Annotated in this window: 13 protein-coding genes and 1 pseudogene; 4 read left to right on the top strand and 10 right to left on the bottom strand. The window is 70.5% G+C overall.

The genetic code is table 11. The features are described 5' to 3' along the window. The 3 genes from ACNFOC_RS33430 to ACNFOC_RS33420 form a co-directional block, all read right to left on the bottom strand. Positions 1–1,317, bottom strand: a 1,317-nt coding sequence (locus ACNFOC_RS33430; protein ID WP_416962780.1) for an ABC transporter ATP-binding protein, incomplete at its 3' end; no start/stop codon positions are given. Further along, positions 1,314–2,207 carry an ABC transporter permease gene (locus ACNFOC_RS33425; RefSeq protein ID WP_416962779.1) on the bottom strand — a complete coding sequence of 298 codons (894 nt, stop codon included), beginning with the start codon at positions 2,205–2,207 and terminating at the stop codon, positions 1,314–1,316. The genes ACNFOC_RS33425 and ACNFOC_RS33430, both read right to left, overlap by 4 nt. Further along, on the bottom strand, positions 2,204–3,187 hold the full coding sequence (locus ACNFOC_RS33420; RefSeq protein WP_416962778.1) for an ABC transporter permease: 984 nt from the start codon (positions 3,185–3,187) through the stop codon (positions 2,204–2,206). The genes ACNFOC_RS33425 and ACNFOC_RS33420 overlap by 4 nt, the downstream gene beginning before the upstream one ends. Before the next feature lie 113 nt (positions 3,188–3,300). On the opposite strand from ACNFOC_RS33420, the gene ACNFOC_RS33415 reads away from it, so the two are divergent. After that, entirely contained in the window at positions 3,301–4,983 is a 1,683-nt protein-coding gene (locus ACNFOC_RS33415; protein ID WP_416962777.1) for an ABC transporter family substrate-binding protein, read from the top strand. 55 nt (positions 4,984–5,038) lie between these two features. Here ACNFOC_RS33415 and ACNFOC_RS33410 read toward each other — a convergent pair whose 3' ends face one another. From ACNFOC_RS33410 to ACNFOC_RS33385, 6 genes are all read right to left on the bottom strand, one after another. After that, on the bottom strand, positions 5,039–6,217 hold the full coding sequence (locus ACNFOC_RS33410; protein ID WP_416962776.1) for an IS701 family transposase: 1,179 nt from the start codon (positions 6,215–6,217) through the stop codon (positions 5,039–5,041). 31 nt (positions 6,218–6,248) lie between these two features. Continuing rightward, the gene (locus tag ACNFOC_RS33405) at positions 6,249–8,408 is read right to left on the bottom strand and encodes an AGE family epimerase/isomerase (RefSeq protein WP_416962775.1); all 2,160 of its coding nucleotides are present in this window, start codon (positions 8,406–8,408) and stop codon (positions 6,249–6,251) included. 1 nt (position 8,409) lies between these two features. Next, positions 8,410–10,548, bottom strand: coding sequence for a glycogen debranching protein GlgX (gene glgX, locus ACNFOC_RS33400; RefSeq protein ID WP_416962774.1), 2,139 nt, complete (start codon positions 10,546–10,548; stop codon positions 8,410–8,412). A 61-nt stretch (positions 10,549–10,609) separates the two neighbouring features. Beyond that, positions 10,610–11,320 carry an NAD(P)H-binding protein gene (locus tag ACNFOC_RS33395; RefSeq protein ID WP_416962773.1) on the bottom strand — a complete coding sequence of 237 codons (711 nt, stop codon included), beginning with the start codon at positions 11,318–11,320 and terminating at the stop codon, positions 10,610–10,612. Between the two features lie 62 nt (positions 11,321–11,382). After that, positions 11,383–12,726, bottom strand: coding sequence for a sugar phosphate nucleotidyltransferase (locus ACNFOC_RS33390; RefSeq protein WP_416962772.1), 1,344 nt, complete (start codon positions 12,724–12,726; stop codon positions 11,383–11,385). Between the two features lie 173 nt (positions 12,727–12,899). Next, positions 12,900–13,832 carry a lysylphosphatidylglycerol synthase transmembrane domain-containing protein gene (locus tag ACNFOC_RS33385; protein WP_416962771.1) on the bottom strand — a complete coding sequence of 311 codons (933 nt, stop codon included), beginning with the start codon at positions 13,830–13,832 and terminating at the stop codon, positions 12,900–12,902. Between the two features lie 174 nt (positions 13,833–14,006). Between ACNFOC_RS33385 and ACNFOC_RS33380 the strand changes: the two genes are divergently transcribed. Further along, positions 14,007–15,896: an ABC transporter ATP-binding protein gene (locus tag ACNFOC_RS33380; protein ID WP_416962781.1), complete on the top strand. Its 1,890-nt coding sequence runs from the start codon at positions 14,007–14,009 to the stop codon at positions 15,894–15,896. Between the two features lie 22 nt (positions 15,897–15,918). Here the strand turns inward: ACNFOC_RS33380 and ACNFOC_RS33375 are convergent, their stop codons facing one another. Further along, on the bottom strand, positions 15,919–17,370 hold the full coding sequence (locus ACNFOC_RS33375; protein ID WP_416962770.1) for a purine-cytosine permease family protein: 1,452 nt from the start codon (positions 17,368–17,370) through the stop codon (positions 15,919–15,921). Positions 17,371–17,582: 212 nt separating this feature from the next. Here ACNFOC_RS33375 and ACNFOC_RS33370 point away from each other — a divergent pair, with 212 nt between their 5' ends. Then, positions 17,583–17,927, top strand: a complete 345-nt coding sequence (locus ACNFOC_RS33370; protein ID WP_416962769.1) for a GNAT family N-acetyltransferase — start codon at positions 17,583–17,585, stop codon at positions 17,925–17,927. 46 nt (positions 17,928–17,973) lie between these two features. After that, positions 17,974–18,224, top strand: a pseudogene (locus tag ACNFOC_RS33365) (hypothetical protein); the annotation flags it as partial.

The following is an 18,224-nucleotide window of genomic DNA, read 5'->3' as shown; positions in this document are numbered from 1 at the left end:
TTGGCCGGCGCACAGCAGACGGCAGGTGAGCGACGAAAGGAATGCGCCGCCCTGGTCGGGGAGTTGGGGGAGCGGCGCCGAGCCGCGGAGCGCGAGAAGTCGGCCGTGGCCCAGCAGTTGGGACGCCTGGCCGGCCGGGGGACCCGGGACGGATGGAGTGGGACGCGCCCATGACCCCGGGGTTCCGTGGCGGGGTGTGGGCGGTGCGGTGAGTTCCCCCGACCGTCTCTCGACCGACGCATCCCGTCCGGCATCCCGTCCGGCATCCCCTCCCACCTCCCCGCCCGGCGGAAACAGTTCCACAGCCGTCCGCTGAGACACCAGCCGGACCCGGCGGCAAGCCGCTTCGTGGCCGTCGAGGCCCGCGAGGCCGGCCCTGGACGGGCTGTCCACTCCCAGGAGTTGGATGTCCGACGTGACGCAGTCCGGCTCCGCGAGGGGGCAGCGCGGGGCGAAGGCACAGCCGTTGCCCACGGCGCCCGGCGCGGGGGCCGTGCCCGGGATCGGGGTGAGCGGGGCTCGGGCGTCGGGGCGTGGTACCGAGCCGACCAGGCCGAGGGTGTACGGCATCCGGGGGCGGGTCAGGACCGCCTCGGCCGGGCCCGTCTCCACGATGCGGCCCGCGTACAGGACGGCGACCCGGTCCGCCGTGCCCGCGACCACTCCCAGGTCGTGGGTGACCAGGAGCAGGGCCGCCCCCGTCTCGCGCCGGGCCGCGGCCAGGGCCTCCAACACCTGCGCTTGGACGGTGACATCGAGCGCGCTGGTGGGTTCGTCCGCGACCAGGACGTCGGGGTTGTTGGCCATCGCCATGGCGATCATCGCCCGTTGACGCATCCCGCCGGAGAGCTGGTGCGGGTAGGCGCGCGCCGCCCACGTCGGCCGCGGTACCCCTACGAAGTCCAGCAGCTCCACCGCCCGGCGCTGCGCCGACTCCCGGCGCGGGCGCGGGTGTTGATGGATGCGCAGCGCCTCCGCGATCTGGTCGCCGACCCGCTGCACCGGGGTGAACGCGTGCAGCGGGTCCTGGAAGACCATCGCGATACGGCGGCCGCGGATCCGCGCCAACTCCCTCACCGGCAGGCCCAGTAGCTCCTCGCCCAGTAGCCGTACCGAGCCGCCGACCTGAGCGCCCGGCGGTGCGAGGCCCATCAAGGCCAGCGCCGTGAGTGTCTTGCCGGTGCCCGACTCGCCCACCAGGCCCAGGACTTCACCGCGCCGGAGGGTGAGGTCGACACCGCGCACCACGGGCAGCGGTGGCCGCCGTTCCACGCCGACGGCGACCGTCAGGCCACGGACCTCCAGGACGGTGGTCAACTGGACATCCCCGACAGGGGGATTCGGGACGGCCGGGCCGAGTCCGCCGTCGTCGGATCCAGCGCGTCCCGCAGGGCACCGCCGACCAGGTTGACCGCCAGCACGAACGCGATCAGCAAGCCCGTGGGGAAGAAGAACATCCACGGATACACCAGTGCCACGTCCGTCGCGTCCGCGATCAGCGTGCCGAGGGAGACGTCCGGCGGCTGGACGCCCAGGCCGAAGTACGAAAGACCGGTCTCGCTGATCACCGCCCCGCCCACGGCGATCGTCGCGTCCGTGATGAGGAACGACGCCGTGTGCGGCAGCACGTGCCGCCAGATGATCCGCAGGGAGGAGACACCCATCAGCCTTGCCACCACCACGAACTGACGCTCCTTCAGGGACAGCGTCATGCCGCGCACCGCCCGCGCGGTGACCATCCAGCCCAGCAGGGCCAGCAGCCCGACCAGCGCGATCCAGCCCCGGTCGCGCAGCTTCGGCGCGACCACCACCAGCACGAGCAGGCCGGGGAGGACGAGCATGAGGTCCACGACGAACATCAGCACCCGGTCCGTCCAGCCGCCGAAGTATCCGGCGCAGGCACCCACCGCCGCCGCCAGCACGGTGGAGAACAGGGCGACCAGCAACCCGATCAGGAGTGACTTCTGTAGCCCCCGCACCACCTGGGCGAACACGTCCTGCCCGATCCGGTTCGTGCCCATCCAGTGCCGAGGGTCCGGCGGTTGGCGTAGCGCGGTGTAGTCGACGTCCGTGTGCGTCCACGGGCTGACGAACGGTCCCAGGAAGGCCAGCGTGAAGAGCAGCAGAAGAACCGCGAGGCCGCACAGCGCCCCCTGCCGCCGCACCATCCGGCGCAGCACCGCCCGCCCCCGGCCGGCGCCCGTCACGGCTGCCGCACCCGGGGATCGAGGAGCGCGTGCACGACATCGGCCAGCAGCCCGGCGAGCAGGACGACGGCCGCGGCGAACAGGTCGATCGCCACCACCGAGTTGACGTCGCCCTTCCGCACCGAGTCGACGAGCCAGCTGCCCATGCCGGGCCAGCCGAAGATCTCCTCGGTGAACACGGCCCCGGTGAACAGGGCCAGCATCCCGAAGGAGAAGAACACCGACACCGGGATGAGCGAGATCCGCAGCCCGTGCCGCAGCAGCGCCCGCCCCGGGGTGAGCCCCTTGGCCTGGGCGGTGCGCAGATGGTCGGCGCCGAGCACGTCGAGGGTCGCGGCTCGCTGGTAGCGGCTGTACGAGGCGATCGCGGGGATCGCCACACAGATCGCCGGGAGGAGCAAGTGGGCGGCCGTGTCCCGGAGTTGGACGGCCCAGCCGCCCCGCAGTCCCGGGGTGTGCTCGCCCGTGTAGAGGATGACCGTGCTGCCGGCGGCCTGGTTGACCGCCAGTGCCCCGGTCTTCAGCAGCAGTGCCAGCACGAACGTGGGCACGCACAGCACCGCGAACGAGAACACTGTCAGCGTCCGGTCGCCCGGCCCGCCGCGCCGTACCGCCGCCCACACCCCGGCCAGCACGCCGACCGCCGTACCGGCCACGGTGCCCACCAGCAGCAGCCGTACGGACACGCCGACCCGGCGGCCGAACTCGGCGTTCACGGACTCGCCGTCGATGGTGCGGCCGAGGTCGCCGTGGACGGCCCGGCCCGCCCAGTGCGCGAAGCGTTCCGGCAGCGGGGCGCGGTCGTCCATGCCCAGCCGGGACAGCTCACGGTCGACGACCCGGCTGGGCGGGGGCGGCTGCCGGCCCTCGAAGTAGGCGCGCGGATCGAGCGCCGTCGAGGCGAGGGTGTAGGTGAGGACGACGGAGGAGAGGAAGAGGATCGTGCAGTGGACCAGGCGCCTGAGGATCAGGGAGAGCATGGAACTCGTTCCGCTTCATGTGGGTGACACATCGTGATGTTAAGCTCCGGCTCCGCAATTCGCGGGACAGTTCGGGCAGTTGACGGTTCCGTCCGCACTGGGAGGGCCGTTAGGTGCAGCGATTACGGGTCTGGTCGGCGTGGGCGGTGGCCTGCGCACTCACCCTCCTCGCGGCCGGCTGTTCCGGTTCCCCGGACCCGGAGCGGCACCCCGCACTGCCGACCTACGGCACGTACGACATCAACTCGCGGCCCACCACAGCCCTTCGCTCGGGCGGGACGCTGACCCTGCCGATCGCGCAGATGATCACGCAGTTCAACTTCGACCACGTCGACGGCGCGTTGGACGACGTGTGGACCGTCGACAGCATGACCGAGCCCCGGCTCTTCGCCCGTGACGTCAAGGGCGTCCCGCACGCGGTCCCCGAGTACCTGCTCTCCGCGTCCGTCACCGGCACCTCGCCCCAGGTCGTCACGTACCGGCTCAACCCCGAGGCCCGCTGGTCCGACGGAACGGCCCTGGGTTGGCGGGACTTCGCCGCCCAGTGGCACGCGCTGAGCGGCTCCGACCAGCGCTACCTGGTCGCCGACACCAGCGGCTACGACCGCATCGCGGACGTCCGCCAGGGCGCCGGCCCGCACGAGGTGCGCGTCACCTTCAAGCAGCCGTACGCCGACTGGCGCAGGCTGTTCACCCCGCTCTTCCCCGCCGCGGCCTATGACACCCCGCAGCGCTTCAACTCCGGCTGGCAGGGCCAACTGCCCATCAGCGCGGGCCCGTTCAAGCTGGAGTCGGTCGACAGGACGGCGCAGACCCTCAGCTTCGTGCCCGACCCCCGGTGGTGGGGCACCAAGCCCCGGCTCGACCGGATCGTCTTCCGCGTCCTCGACGCCGACGCCGCACTCCAGGCCTTCCTGAACGGCGAGGTCGACGCGGTCAACGCGGCCACCAGCGAGGCCTACGCCCAGCTGAAGAAGGCGAGCGACAGCGCCATCCGCATCGGTTCCGCCTGGGACGAGGTGCACATCACCCTCAACGGCGCGGGCGGCGCGCTGGCCGACCGGTCGGTGCGCAACGCGGTCCAACAGGCCGTCGACCGCACGGCGTTGGCCGATGTCGCGGCCGAGGGCCTCCCGGTGAAGGTGCCGCTGCTCGGCAACCACTTCTTCATGACCAACCAGCCCGGATACACCGACAACTCCCGCCCGTACGGCAGTTACGACCCCGCGGCCGCCGAACGGGCCCTGGACGCCGCGGGCTGGAAGAGCCCCGGCAGTGGGAAGACACGTGTCAAGGACGGTCACAGCCTCACCCTCCGCTTCGTGCTGAGCGAGGGCACCAACCGGCTCGGCGAGGACCTCGCCCAGCTCGTCCAGCACATGCTCGCCCAGGTCGGTGTCAAGGTCGTCATCCAGCAGGTGCCCGCCTCCGCCTACGCACCGCAGTACCTGGAGAAGGGCAACTTCGACCTCGCCATCTTCCGCTTCACCGGCCTCACTTACCCGAGTTCCGCCTACGCCGTCTACCGCCGCCCCGCGAAGGGACAGGCCTTCCAGAACTACGGCGGGGTCGGCTCGGCCGAGGTGGACAAGCTCCTCGCCCAGGCCGTCGGCACCCTCGACGAACGGGCCGCCGAGCAGCTCTACGACCGGGCGGACGCCGAGATCTGGCGGCTCGGCCACGACATCGAGCTGTATCAGCGGCCTCAGATCCTCGCCGTGCGCGAGGGGTTGGCGAACTACGGGGTGCCGGGCCTGGGCGACGTCGACTTCAGCCGGGTCGGCTGGCAGAAGTGAGCGTGCGAGAGCCCCGTACGGACGGATCCGTACGGGGCCCTCGTGGCGCGCACGCTCAGGCACGTGCGCGGGTCAGCGCTCTCTCGTCGGCCTGCTGGCGCACCATGTCGTAGCCGAACGCGGCCGAGGCGAGCGTCACATGGTGGTGCCAGCCGCGGAAGGACCGGCCCTCGAAGTCGCCGAGCCCGAACTCCTCGTGCATCCGACCCAGCGCCTCCTCGGCGAACCTGCGCAGCTGCGCCAGCGGCACGATCTCCGCGAGGCGGCGGGCCGGGAGGTTCGTCACCCAGTAGGCGCGCGGCCGGGGCCGGCCGTAGGGCCAGTCCGCGAGGAGCAGGCGCGGCCGGGGTGCCGTGGCGGCGGCCGGGTCCGGGCGCAGCAGGACAGGTCCCGTCACGAACTCCGAGTGCCGCATGCGTTCGGTCACCGGGTCGTGCCAGGTGACCGAGGTGCGCTCACCGTGCCGGGCCGCGTGCGCGGCGAGTTCGGCGAGGGTGCCGCGCATCCCGGGGGTGGTGGCCTGCCGCCTGGGCAGCAGCACCGGGGTGTGCGGCGCGGCCTGCACGAGATAGCCGAGGCCCCGTGCCTCAAGGCCGCGCAGCAGCGGGTCGGGGTCGCTCTCGCAGCGCCAGTCGGCCAGCACCGGCAGCGGTTCCAGGGACCACTCGTCGAGCATTTCGTCGAGCGCGTCCAGGACGTAGCTCCAGCGTGGCCGGCAGCGTTCCTGGACCGGTACGTGGGCCTGGCCGCGCAGGTGCTCGTCGCGGTCCCAGCGGGCCGGCAGCATCAGCCGCCAGTTCACCGGGACCCCGCCGGCCTGCCCCACCAGCGAGGCGGCGAGGGCCAGTTGGCAGTTCACCGTCCGCTCCTGCGAGGCCGCGTACTGCCGGGCGACGCCCACCGACCGGTCGCCGTTCTTGGCGAAGACGACCTCGTCGATGGACCAGGCCTCGGCACGCGAGGCCCGCACCACCTGCCGGGCGAGCCGCCCCCGTACGGGAGCGGACGCCCACGGACTCTGGTTCACGAACTGCTGGATCTGCTGCACGGCCCGCCTGCCGAGCACCTGCTCGGAGATCCGGGCCGGCGTCTTGCGCCCGGGCACGTCCAGCAGCCCGCGCACATACACCTCACCCCAGCGCCGCTGGTCGGCACGGGTGAAGTCGCCGAACAGATCACGGCAGTAGGCGGGGAGACCGGCGGAGGTGCCCGGCGGTGCCCCCGGGGCGCGCATCGGGGGTAATGGGAGGGTGAAGGTCGCGAGTTCAGTCATGGTTGCACTCGTCACCCCCAGCCAGCAGGAAGGCGTCCGTCGCGAGCAACGCGTCCGCCACGTCCGGCAGCGCACAGCCCACGATGACGAAGTCGACGTCCAGGCCCGCCTTGGTGCGCTGGAACAGCAGCTCGTTGATGGCCGGCCGGCACATGCCCCCGACTTCGCACAGATGGAACTCCACCCGGCGCGGGGTCGCCGCCATGACCTCGGCCAGGATCCGGCGGAACTTGCCCAGTTCGGCCGCGTCGATCACCCCGTGGCACACGACATGCGCGGTGCCGCCGTCGAACGAGGTGCGCATCCGCAGCCGCATCGTGGCCGGCTCCAACTCGACCCGGACCCGGACGGGTTCGTCGCCGCGCGGCAGCCGGACCGTGAGGGCCTTGCCGTCGAAGTCCTGGTACGGCTGGTCGTCGATCCACACCCGGGTCAGCTCCACGGTGCCCGCGGGCAGCAGATCGGGCGCGACGCGCAGCACCCGGTCCGGTAGGTCCTCCGGGCGCGGCTTGAAGTGCAGGGTGATCGGGTCGTTGCTGAGCAGCAGCCCGGTGTAGGTGGCCGCGAGGTAGCACAGCTCCAGGGCGTGGTAGCCGGCCATGGCGTGACTGCCCTTGAGCCGCTCGGTGCCCAGCAGGTACGGGATGCCGCTGGCGAGGACGTTGAAGTAGACGCCGCCGTCCTGGTAGTCGAGGAAGAAGGCGTTGTAGAACGCCGCCGCCTCGCGCCCCAGCCGCAGTTGCTCCGGGTCGCCGGTGGTGCCGGCCAGGATCAGATAGGCGAGGATCGCCTGCTCCTGCTGCCACCAGGCCTTGCGGTCGTGCCACACCATGCGGTGGATGCCGCTGTCCGGGTCGGGCTGCCGCTCGACCACGTCCAGCCAGCCGCCGCGCAGCCCGTCGCTGCCCACCGCCGGCATGATCTCGGCGATGCGCTCGGCGGTCGTGGCGTACTCGGGCTTGTCGAACAGGGCCTTGATGCGGGTGAGGTTCCAGGCGATCTTCAGGTTGTGGCCGACGACCGCCCGGTCCTGCTGCCAGCCCCAGGTCCGGTCCGGACTCCAGTCGGCGTGGAACCGCTCCTGCACGAACGGGCTGTTCGGCTCGTCGGGGAACCGCTCCACGATGGTGTCCGCGGTCTCCTCAAGGAGCGCGGCGAAGTCCGAACGGCCCGTCGCCAGATAGGCGTTGATCAGATACGCCGGTGCGTGGTCGCCGACCGAGTTCCAGTTCTTGCGGGCCCGGTTGCGGCCGAGCGAGTCGGCGTTCGGGTCCAGGGTGATCGGGTCCAGGTGCGAGAAGAACCCGCCGCGCACGGGGTCGCGGAAGTACTTCTGGAACAGGGCGGACGTGCGGTCGATGTCCTCCAGGATCCGCGGGTCGCCGGTGATGCGGAACGTCTGGGTGGGGCCGGCGAGCGCGTAGATCTGCTCGTACATCGGGATCGCGTCGAAGTCGTCGCCGAACTCCGAGGCGAAGACCGGGCGATGGCCCGAGGAGGTGATGTCGATGCCGTGGTACCAGTAGGTGATGCCGTCGGCCTGGTCGTCCACCCGCATGTGCTCGCGCAGGTACAGGGTGCCGGCCTCGGCCGCCTCCAGGAAGCGGTCCTTGCCGGTCAGCAGATACGCGGTGGACAGGCCGTAGACCAGCCGGGAGATGGTGTCCGTCTCCTGGCGCACGTCCCCGCCGGCGAAGTCCGGCAGGTGGGTGCCGCTGAGCGTGAGGTGGGTGCGGAACCCGCGCCAGTCGTACACCCCGTCGGGGAACTGGCCGCGCAGGTAGAAGTCGGCGATGGCGGTGGCCTGTTGGACCCACCAGTTCGGGTGCTCGAAGACGTACTGTCCGCGGGTCTCCTCCGGGAAGGTGATCTCCTTCGCGTCGAACCGGGAGCCGCCCTCCCACTCGTAGAGGATGCCGTACGCGAAGACGAACCGGCCCTCGGCCAGCATGTCGACGGTGTCGGCGGTGGTGTCGCGGTAGTCGTCGCCGAGGTTGCGGACGATGCGCGAGACGGCGTTGGACGCCAGATGGACGGTGAACTCCCGTTCGTCGGAGGTGCGCAGGCCGAAGCGGCGGCTGGTCGGGCTGTAGTACGTGACGTAGCCCGCGAGGGTGTCGGAGTGGATGCGGCGTTGGGCAGGTGTACTCATCTCAGGTGCCCTTCTCGTCGGGCAGGGCCGCCAGCAGGACGACGCTGCGGCCCTGGGCGTGGTGGGTGGGACCGTCGACCAGCTCCTCTTCTCCGGGCGGCGGGATGTCGTCGGGGCCGGGGCGGGCCGTGTCGAGGACGCGGTGCCAGCGGTGACCGGGGATCTCGGGCAGCTCGAAGTCGAGGCCCAGGTGGTACATGTTGAGGATCAGATGCAGGTCCGGGTCACCGTCGAAACCGCCGTACGTGCAGGCCAGCACCCGGGCGTTGGGGTCCTCCCAGCCGGGTTGGTCGAGCCGGGTGCCGTGCCACGTGATGTCGGGCAGGGAGCGGGAGTTGAGGCGTTCGGAGAAGAACTGCGGTTCGCGCAGGGTGCGGTAGCGCTTGCGGAGCCGGATGAGGCGCTGGGTGAAGCCGGTGGTCTCCTTCTCCTTCCTGGCCTGGTTCCAGTCAAGCCAGGAGACCGGACTGTCCTGGCAGTAGCCGTTGTTGTTGCCGCCCTGGCTGTTGCGGAACTCGTCGCCGGCCAGCAGCATCGGCACGCCGCGGCTGAGCATGAGCAGCGACAGCAGGTTCTTGATCTGCCGCACCCGCAGGCACTCGACGTCGGCGTCGTCGGTGGGGCCCTCGACGCCGCAGTTCCAGCTGTAGTTCTCGTCGGCGCCGTCGGCGTTGGCCTCGCCGTTGGAGTGGTTGTGCTTGGAGTTGTAGCTGACCAGGTCGTTGAGGGTGAAGCCGTCGTGGCAGGTGATGAAGTTGATGCTGTTGGTGGGGAGTTCGCCCTGGGCCGCGAACAGGTCCGCCGAGCCGCCGAGCCGTGAGGCGACCTCGCCGACCATCCCCGCGTCACCGCGCACGAACCGCCGTACGTCGTCCCTGAAGGGACCGTTCCACTGCGCCCAGCGCTTCCCCGGGAACCGGCCGACCTGATAGAGCCCGCCGCCGTCCCACGGCTCCGCGATGATCTTCGTCTCGGCCAGCACCTGCGACAGTTCGATCGCCCACAGGGCCGGCGGCACCGCCATCTCGTAGCCCAGCGGGCCGCGGGAGAGTTCGGAGGCGAGGTCGAAGCGGAAGCCGTCGATGTGGTGCTCGGTCACCCAGTACTCGAGGCTCTCCACGATGAACTTGGTGACCATCGGATGGTTGGCGTTGACGGCGTTGCCGCACCCGGTGAAGTCCATGTAGTGCGAGCGGTCCTGCGGCCACAGGTGGTAGTACGCCTCGTTGGCCGCGCCCCGGAAACTGATCGTCGGCCCGAACTCGTTGCCCTCGCTGGTGTGGTTGAAGACCACGTCGAGGATGACCTCGATGCCCGCCTGGTGGAACGCCTTCACCATGTCGCGGAACTCGGTGATGTGGGTGGCGAGATGGGGGCTGGAGCAGTAGCCGGTGTGCGGGGCGAAGAAGCCGTAGGGGTCGTAGCCCCAGTAGTTGCGCCGCGGGGTGCCGTCCGGTCCCGTACGCAGGACCTGGGTCTCGTCGAAGTCGAAGACCGGCAGCAACTCCACTGCGGTGACGCCGAGTTCACGCAGGTGCGGGATCTTGTCGATGACGGCGGAGAAGGTGCCGGGACGCTCGGCGTCCGAGGTCGGCGACGCGGTCAGACCGCGCACGTGCATCTCGTAGACGACGGTCTCCGCCATCGGCGTGCGCAGCGGGGTGTCGCCCTCCCAGTCGTAGTCGTCGAGGTCGACCACCAGACTGCGCATGCAGCTCTCGACGTTGTCGCCGGGGCCGATCGCGTGGGTGCGCTCCCAGCGGCCGTTGATGTTGGCGCGCGCGTACGGGTCGATCAGCACCTTGCGGTGGTCGAACCGGGTGCCCAACTCGCCGTTGTCGCGCGGTCCGTCGATGCGGAACGCGTAGACCTGGCCGGCGCCGATCCCGCTGACGTGGCAGTGCCAGAAGTGGAAGCTGCGGTGGCGGTCGGGCAGCAGCGTGATGGTGCGGTAGGGCTGCGGGCTGTCGCAGTGCTCGAAGAGCAACAGGTCGACCCGCGTGGCGTGTTCGGAGAAGAGCGAGAAGTTGACACCGTCGGCGTCGACGGTGGGGCCCAGCGGCTGTGGCCGGCCGGGGGTGACGTCGGAGGGACGGCCGCCGAGGGAGGAGCCGGTGGCCTGGTCGGGGCGTAAGGTCATCTGTTCTGTCATGGCATCGGTCGCAGAGTCCGTCGGAGTGTCGTACGCATGGTGGCCACCCTCAGGTGAGTGCGGCCCGGGCCGCGGTCGGGGCGTCGGCGCGGAGGCCGGCGAAGAGTTCCTGCCAGGGCACGGGAGAGGCGCCCGGTCCCGTCTCGCTGCGCATCTCGAAGGTCAGGCCGCGGGCCGCGGGGGAGTACAGCGCCTGCACGCAGGCGTCGGCGACGAGTGGGCGGGCCACGCGGCCGTCGCCCAAGTCGCCCTGTTCCAGGTGCAGATGACCGTGATCGGGCTCGTCGGTCAGCCAGCCCGGCCGGATCACGGTGTACGGCAGCCCGGAGGAGCGGACCGCGTTCTCGCCGGCCAGTCGCCAGTCCAGCATCCGGCCGTAGGCGTTCATGGGATGGTCGCGGCGGGTCACATGGCGCTGGCTGACCAGCACGAAGTGCGGAGCCGCGACGGTGGAGTCCAGGGCGTCGAGGACATGGCGGACCCCGGTGTGCAGGGTGGTCTCGGGGCTGTCGGGTCCGGCGTCGTCGGTGCCCGGTTCCACGATGTAGACGACCGCGGAGCAGCCGTGCAGGGGCGTGCGGACGGAGGCGGGGGAGCGCACGTCGGCCGCGAAGAACTGGGCCTGCGGCGGGGTGTGCCGTCGGGCGCGCTGGGTGCTGCGGCCGATGACGCGGACGCGTTCGCTCCGGGCGAGCAGTTGACGGGCGACGAGCCGGCCTGTGCGGCCGGTTCCTCCTATGACGGCGATCGGGCTGTCCATCGAGATCTCCACGGGGGCTGCGGAAGAGCCGGAAAGGGCGGGGGAGTTGACGGGGTGAGCGCTCAGATCCAGTGCAGGATGTCGTCGGAGCTGGTCAGATGGGTGCCGGTGGGCAGCCCGGTGACGGCGGGCACCCGCAGCCGCGGATAGACGCTCACCCCGGACAGCCGGGTGCCGGGCCGCAGGTCGGCGGCCTCGCCGATCGCGGAGTGGACGAGCCGGACCGGGTTGTCCCGCTCGGAGTGCACCCGCGCCATCGGCCCGACGTACGAGTCGGTGATCCGGGCGTACGGCCCGACGACAGCGCTGTCGCCGATCGCCGTCCGGCTGAGCCGGGCGCCCTCGTCCACGTCGACACCGTCACCGATGTCGCTGAACCGCAGCTTCACGCCCGGCCCGATCTCGGCGTTGCGCCCGATGCGCACGGCGGGGCCGATGACGACACTGCCCTCGGAGATCTTCTGGGCGAGGGTGGTGCCGGTGACGCTGTCCTTGGTGCGCAGGCTGGACTCGTGGATCCAGTACGGCGGGTCGGTGCTCGTCGGTTCGCCCATGGCCCGGGTCATCCACCGGTAGCGACCGCCGAGCACGTCGCCGAGGGTGGCCAGGTAGTCGGCGATGCTGCCGAGGTCGCCGAGCCGGTCGATGGGCGCGGCGGCGACCGGCAGTCCGCGCCCGACCAGCCAGGGCAGCAGGTCGCCGCCCCAGTCGAGGCGCTGCTGGGCGAGCCGGATCATCTCGGCGTTGCGCACGGCCAGCCGCAGCCGGCCGCAGTCGACCAGGTACATCCCGGCGTTGGTCGGCAGGGTGCGGCCGGCCGGGGACAACGAGGCCAACGATGTCTCGGGGAAGATCCGGTGGACGCGATCCAGGGTGGGTTTCTCCACGAACCCCGAGACCAATCCGTCCGGGGAGGTCTGCATCACGCCGTACTTGCCGGCGATCTCCTCGGGGCTGCGGCCGACCGAGGCGACGGTCACGACGGCGTCGGCGGCGACGTGCGCCTCCTTCAGCCTGCGCAGGTCGAACTCGAAGACGGAGTCCACCGGCAGCACCAGCGCACGGCCCGTCAGGTCCCACTGTTCGAGGTTGTGCAGGGTGGCGGCGCCCGATCCGACGTTGTAGCGGTCGAGGCGGGCACGGGAGTAGTGGATCTCCACGCCGAACCGTTCGCCGTGGCCGAGCACGAGCTTGATCTGGCTGTGGTTCTCGGCGCCCTGGGCGATCACGTAGAAGCGGCGGATGCCCTGGTCGCGGCAGGACTCGACGAGCCACTCGACGACCGAGCGGCCGACGAACGGGATGAGGGCCTTGCTGCGGATGTAGTCGGACGAGGCGAGGGTGAGCGGCTTGGCGCGTTCGCCCCTGCCTCCCGCCAGGATGATTCCTAACGTCTCGTCCCCCATGACAGTCCTGCCTCCTCGGCTGACAAATCAACGCTCTTCAGTCAACTCGTGCTGTCATGTAGAGTCAAGTAAAAAGTAAAACAAGGTAGTTGGGGTGAACGTGAAGTAGCCCTGGTCGATGTCTCGACCAGGGCTGATGCTGCTTTACAGAAATGTTCGAGCGGAGTTGAGAATCAGATGACTCTCAGCCGAACCAGGGCGCCGAGCGTCAACGCCCCCGGCAGCAGGGGCAGCCAGACCGTGATGATCCGGTAGGCCAGCACCACCGCCGTGGCCACCGCGACCGGGCCACCCGCCGCCACCAGCGCCACGATCAACGCGGCCTCCACCGAGCCGATCCCGCCCGGCGTGGGCACCAGCGCCACCGCGACCGTCGCCGCCAGATAGGCGAGCGCCATCTGCGCGGGTGCCACCGGCAGGTCCAACGCCTGCCCCACCGCGGCGAGTCCGGCCGCCTGGAGCGCGGGGAACGCCAGCGAACCGCCCCACAGCGCGAGCGCCCGCGCCGGCCGCGTGTGCACGGAACGCGCCTCGCTGAACGCCGTACGGAGGAACGACAGGATCGCCGTCCGCAGCCGCCGTACCAGAACGAGGACCAGGACCGCCGCGCACAGCACGGCGCCGACGATGGCCAGCAGCGGGCCAAGTGCCCCTGCCGGGAGGAGAGTTCCGAGGCGCAGGGCGTCCGGGAAAGCGATCAGCAGACCGGTGAGCAGGCTCAGCCGGGCTATGGACTCCGCGAGCAGGTACAGGGCGAGCGCGGCGGACGAACGGGCCAGCGGCAGCCCGCACACCGTCAGGAAGCGCAGGTTGACCGCCCCCGCGCCAAGTCCCGTGGGCAGCAGGTGGTTCGCCGCGCCCGCCGCGAACTGCGTGGCCAACAGCCGCCGCGCGGGCAGCCGTTCGACCACGGCACCCTGCCGGGTGAACGCGGCGGCGACCCAGGTCAGACAGGTGGCACCGGCCGCCGCCACCAGCCAGGGCCACTCCGCGGCCCGCAGCTGGCCGAAGCCCTCGACGAGGACGGACCGGTGCTGGACGGCGACGACGGTGACGAGAAGCAGCGGGAGCAGGCACAGGATCTGCCGGACGCGGACGTGTCTCACATCCCCAGAGGGTTTCCGCGCCACGACAACTGCGGGTTGCGGCAGCGGGGACAGCTCCTTACACGCGCCCTTACACGAGTCCACGCGCGCGTCGTCGCGTGAGCCCTTGCGGGGGGATGCGGCGAATCCGTTGACCTCAACGACGCTTGAGGTCCTACGGTCTCTCCCATGAGCATGGAGAGCACGGCCTGGACCCAATTGCACAGTGTCATGACCGCAGAACAGGAGCGCCGCCCGTTCGCCCGCGCCACGTTGCGCCGCATCGCGGAGTTCGCTCGGCCGCACCGGCGCCCGATCGCGCGGTTCGTCCTGCTCGGGGTGGTGACCGCGCTGCTCGCCGTCGCGACCCCCGTACTGGCCGGGCACGTCGTCGACGCGATCGTGTCGGGCGGCGACGACGGCACCGTCGTACGCCTCGCCCTGCTCATCGCCCTGATCGCGGTCGCCGAGGCGGCCCTCGGCATTCTGGGTCGGCGGCTTTCCGCCGCGCTCGGGGAAGGGCTCATCCTCGATCTGCGGACAGCTGTTTTCGATCATGTGCAGCGCATGCCGGTCGCGTTCTTCACACGTACCCGTACGGGCGCGCTCGTCTCCCGACTCAACAACGACGTCATCGGCGCCCAACGGGCGTTCAGCAACACCCTGTCCGGAGTGGTGAGCAACTTCGTCACGCTGCTGCTCACGCTGGTCGTCATGCTCACCCTGTCCTGGCAGATCACCCTGCTCGCGCTCGTGCTGCTCCCGGTGTTCGTGATCCCGGCCCGCCGCATGGGCAGCCGCATGGCCCGCATGCAGCGCGAGGCGGCCACGCTCAACGCCGCGATGAGCACCCGCATGACCGAACGCTTCTCCGCGCCCGGCGCGACCCTCGTCAAACTCTTCGGCCGCCCCGACGAGGAGTCCGTGGAGTTCGCGGAGCGCGCGAGCCAGGTCCGGGACATCGGCGTCCGCACGGCCACCGCCCAGTCGGTGTTCATCACCTCGCTGACCCTGGTCTCCGCCCTGGCCCTCGCACTCGTCTACGGCCTCGGCGGCTGGTTCGCCCTGCACGGCACCCTGGAGCCGGGCGCCGTCGTGTCACTGGCCCTGCTCCTGACCCGCCTCTACGCCCCGCTCACGGCCCTCGCCGGCGCCCGCGTCGAGGTGATGAGCGCCCTCGTCAGCTTCGAGCGCGTCTTCGAGGTCCTCAACCTCAAGCCCCTCATCGAGGACAAACCCGACGCCCGCGAGGTCCCCGAGGGCCCGGTCGCGGTCGAGTTCGACGAGGTCCGCTTCGCCTACCCGTCCGCCGACAAGGTCTCCCTCGCCTCACTCGAAGAGGTCGCCTCCCTCGACACCCGCGGCGGCGCCGAGGTCCTGCACGGCGTCTCCTTCCGCGCCGAACCCGGCCAGACCATCGCCCTCGTCGGCTCCTCCGGCGCCGGCAAGTCGACCGTCGCCCAACTCCTGCCCCGCCTCTACGACGTCGACGAAGGCGCCGTGCGCGTCGGAGGGGTGGACGTCCGCGACCTCACCGCCGCCTCCCTGCGGGCCACCCTCGGCATGGTCACCCAGGACGGCCACCTCTTCCACGACTCGGTCCGCGCCAACCTGCTACTGGCCCAACCCGCCGCCACGGAGGACGAGTTGTGGGACGCGCTGCGCCGCTCCCGCCTCGACGATCTCGTACGGTCCCTGCCCGACGGCCTGGACACGGTCGTCGGCGAACGCGGCTACCGGCTCTCCGGAGGCGAGCGCCAACGCCTCACCATCGCCCGGCTGTTGCTGGCCGGCCAGCGCGTCGTCATCCTCGACGAGGCCACCGCCCACCTGGACAACACCTCGGAAGCGGCCGTCCAGGAGGCCCTCGCCGAGGCGTTGCAGGGCAGGACGGCCGTGGTGATCGCCCACCGACTGTCCACCGTGCGCTCCGCCGACCAGATCCTCGTCGTCGAGGCGGGCCACATCGTGGAACGCGGTACGCACGACCAACTCCTCGCCACCGGTGGGCGATACGCCGAGCTCTACCGCACCCAGTTCGAGAAGCAGCCGGAGATTGGACCGGTCCAGGAAGCGGTGGTGTGACGGCGGAGCGGCGTAACGGGTGTCAGGGCTCGCGGTGCTCGTGCGCCGCCTGCTCCAATTCCTCGGCCTCCGCCTCGGCCACCCGGATCTCGGCCTCCACGTCGATCGAGCGGCTCAGCCACCAGTACAGCGCCCCGGCGACGGGCAGCCCGACGAACAGGGAGAGGTCGGCGCCGTCCATGGCGTGCGCGATCGGGCCGACGTAGAGCGTGCCGACGGAGAAGAACGGCACCATGACGCCGAAGCCCACGAGGTAGGAGATGATGCCGTGCCATCCCCAACGGCCGTACAGGCCATGGGGGTTGAAGATCTCGGCGATCGCGTAGTGGCCGCGACGCACCACGTAGTAGTCCATCAGGTTGACCGCGGTCCACGGGATGAACAGATAGAGCACCAGCAGCAGGAAGTTGTTGAAGTTGGTGAGGAAGTCGGCGGTCGCGGCCATCGCGCCGGCCAGGGAGAGCGCGGCGGTCAGCCCGATCGTCAACGCCCGTACGGACACGGTCGGTTGGACCCTCTTGAACGAGTCGATCGCGCTGATCAGGGTCAGTGAACCGCCGTACATGTTCAGCGCGGTCACGGAGACCAGGCCCAGGGTGGCGAAGAGCAGCACGATCGCGCCGAAGCCGCTGAACACCTTGTCGCCCGCCGCGTTGATCGAGCGGATCGTGTCGAAGTCCTTGCCCGCCCAGGCGGCGAGCAGCGCGCCGAGCGTCATCAGCCAGACCCCGCCGAGCGCCGAACCGAAGTACGTCCAGTAGAAGGTCTTGCGGACGGTCACGTCCGGCGGGAGGTAGCGCGAGTAGTCCGAGACGTAGATCGCCCAACTGATCTGGTAGCCCGCGACCACGCCGAACTGCGCGAGGAACGGCGTCCAGGAGAATCCGCCGAGGTCGAAGGAGCCGGCCGGGTAGTGCAGGGTCGCCAGTACACCCACGGTGAAGATCCCGAAGACGACCAGGAAGGTGTACGTCAGGAACTGCTCCGCCTTGTGGATGACGTCGTAGCCCACCAGCGCGATCACGAACCCGACCACGGTGACCACGGCCACCCACATCTTGGTGCCGCCGTGCACCGTGGTGTGCAGGGCCTCACCGGCCAGGATCGTGTTGAAGACGTTGAAGCCCGCGTACTGCACGTACGCGAACAGCCACACCAACAGGGCTCCCACGTACCCGAACTGGGGCCGCGACTGGATCATCTGCGGCAGCCCCAGCTGCGGGCCCTGGGCCGAGTGGAAGGCCATGAAGAAGGTGCCGAGCAGGGTGCCCGCGACGATCGCGATCAGCGACCAGATGAGGTTGCCGCCCTCGGTGATGCTGATCAGGCCGACGGCGAGGGTGGCGATCTGCGCGTTCGACATGAACCACAGGGGGCCCAGGTGCCACAGCTTGCCGTGGCGCTCGTTCAGGGGGACATAGTCGATGGAACGTATCTCCAGCCCCGACACCCGGGGCTCAGATGTGGTGGTCACGGTGCCTCCAGGGTGCTGATCAGGCCTGTGTGGCCACATTCATCCCCCGGACGGCACCCGGCAACCGCAACCGAAACTGTGAACCACGGTCTTTACCTGGTCCTTACGAGAAGTGCGTCCGGCCGCCTGCCCGGCGCATCCCGGGGACCCGGTGATCACCATCGGTTACGCTCGGGCCGTCACGGCCTGACCATCGCACCAGGAGGAAGCCCATGAGCGAGATCGAGATCCGCGACGACCGGGCGGCGGGCCGCCTGGAGGCGGTCGGCGGCGGTGAAGTCGTGGGCCACATCGAGTACTTCGTCCTGGAGTCCCCGGCGCGCGCCCTCGTCCCGGTCCACACGATCGTGGAACCGGCCCACGAGGGAAAGGGCATCGCGGGTTCACTCGCCCGCGAGCTGTACGGCATCGCGGCCCGCGAGGGCGTCGTCGTCGCCCCGCTCTGCCCGTACGTCGTCAAGTGGGCGGAACGGCATCCCGACGAAGCGCCGGCCGCGGACCCGGAGCTGCTGCGTGCGGCGATGGAGTGGCTCAGGGCACATCCCGGTCGCTTCTAGCGCGACGTCCCGCCCTGAGAGGGCACCGAAGAAAGGCCCCGCCCACGTGCTCGCCCTCCTGCACACCTCTCCCGCCCACATCCCGGTCTTCGACGCCCTGCGCGACGAGGACCACCAGGGCCTGGAACTACGGCACTTCGTCGACGAGGAGCTGTTGGCGCGGGCCCGCCGTGCCGATGCACCGGGAATGACGCACACCACCTTCAAGCCGTACACCCCGAAGACCCGCACCCCGAAGACCCGCACCTCGAAATCCCGCACCCCGAAGACGCGCATCGTGAAAGCGGCCGCGCTTCA

This window comes from Streptomyces colwelliae (genome assembly GCF_048158785.1).
In the GTDB taxonomy this organism is placed as follows: Bacteria; Actinomycetota; Actinomycetes; order Streptomycetales; family Streptomycetaceae; genus Streptomyces.
This window is presented reverse-complemented; position numbering and strand designations above follow the sequence as displayed.

What these genes read in the sequence shown, in the direction of transcription:
- ACNFOC_RS33420 (WP_416962778.1), bottom strand. Translation starts at nt 3,187, where the DNA reads ATGCTCTCCCTGATCCTCAGGCGCCTGGTCCACTGCACGATCCTCTTC.
- ACNFOC_RS33410 (WP_416962776.1), bottom strand. Translation starts at nt 6,217, where the DNA reads ATGCGCGCCCCGGGGGCACCGCCGGGCACCTCCGCCGGTCTCCCCGCC.
- ACNFOC_RS33405 (WP_416962775.1), bottom strand. Translation starts at nt 8,408, where the DNA reads ATGAGTACACCTGCCCAACGCCGCATCCACTCCGACACCCTCGCGGGC.
- glgX (WP_416962774.1), bottom strand. Translation starts at nt 10,548, where the DNA reads ATGACCTTACGCCCCGACCAGGCCACCGGCTCCTCCCTCGGCGGCCGT.
- ACNFOC_RS33395 (WP_416962773.1), bottom strand. Translation starts at nt 11,320, where the DNA reads ATGGACAGCCCGATCGCCGTCATAGGAGGAACCGGCCGCACAGGCCGG.
- ACNFOC_RS33390 (WP_416962772.1), bottom strand. Translation starts at nt 12,726, where the DNA reads ATGGGGGACGAGACGTTAGGAATCATCCTGGCGGGAGGCAGGGGCGAA.
- ACNFOC_RS33380 (WP_416962781.1), top strand. Translation starts at nt 14,007, where the DNA reads ATGGAGAGCACGGCCTGGACCCAATTGCACAGTGTCATGACCGCAGAA.
- ACNFOC_RS33370 (WP_416962769.1), top strand. Translation starts at nt 17,583, where the DNA reads ATGAGCGAGATCGAGATCCGCGACGACCGGGCGGCGGGCCGCCTGGAG.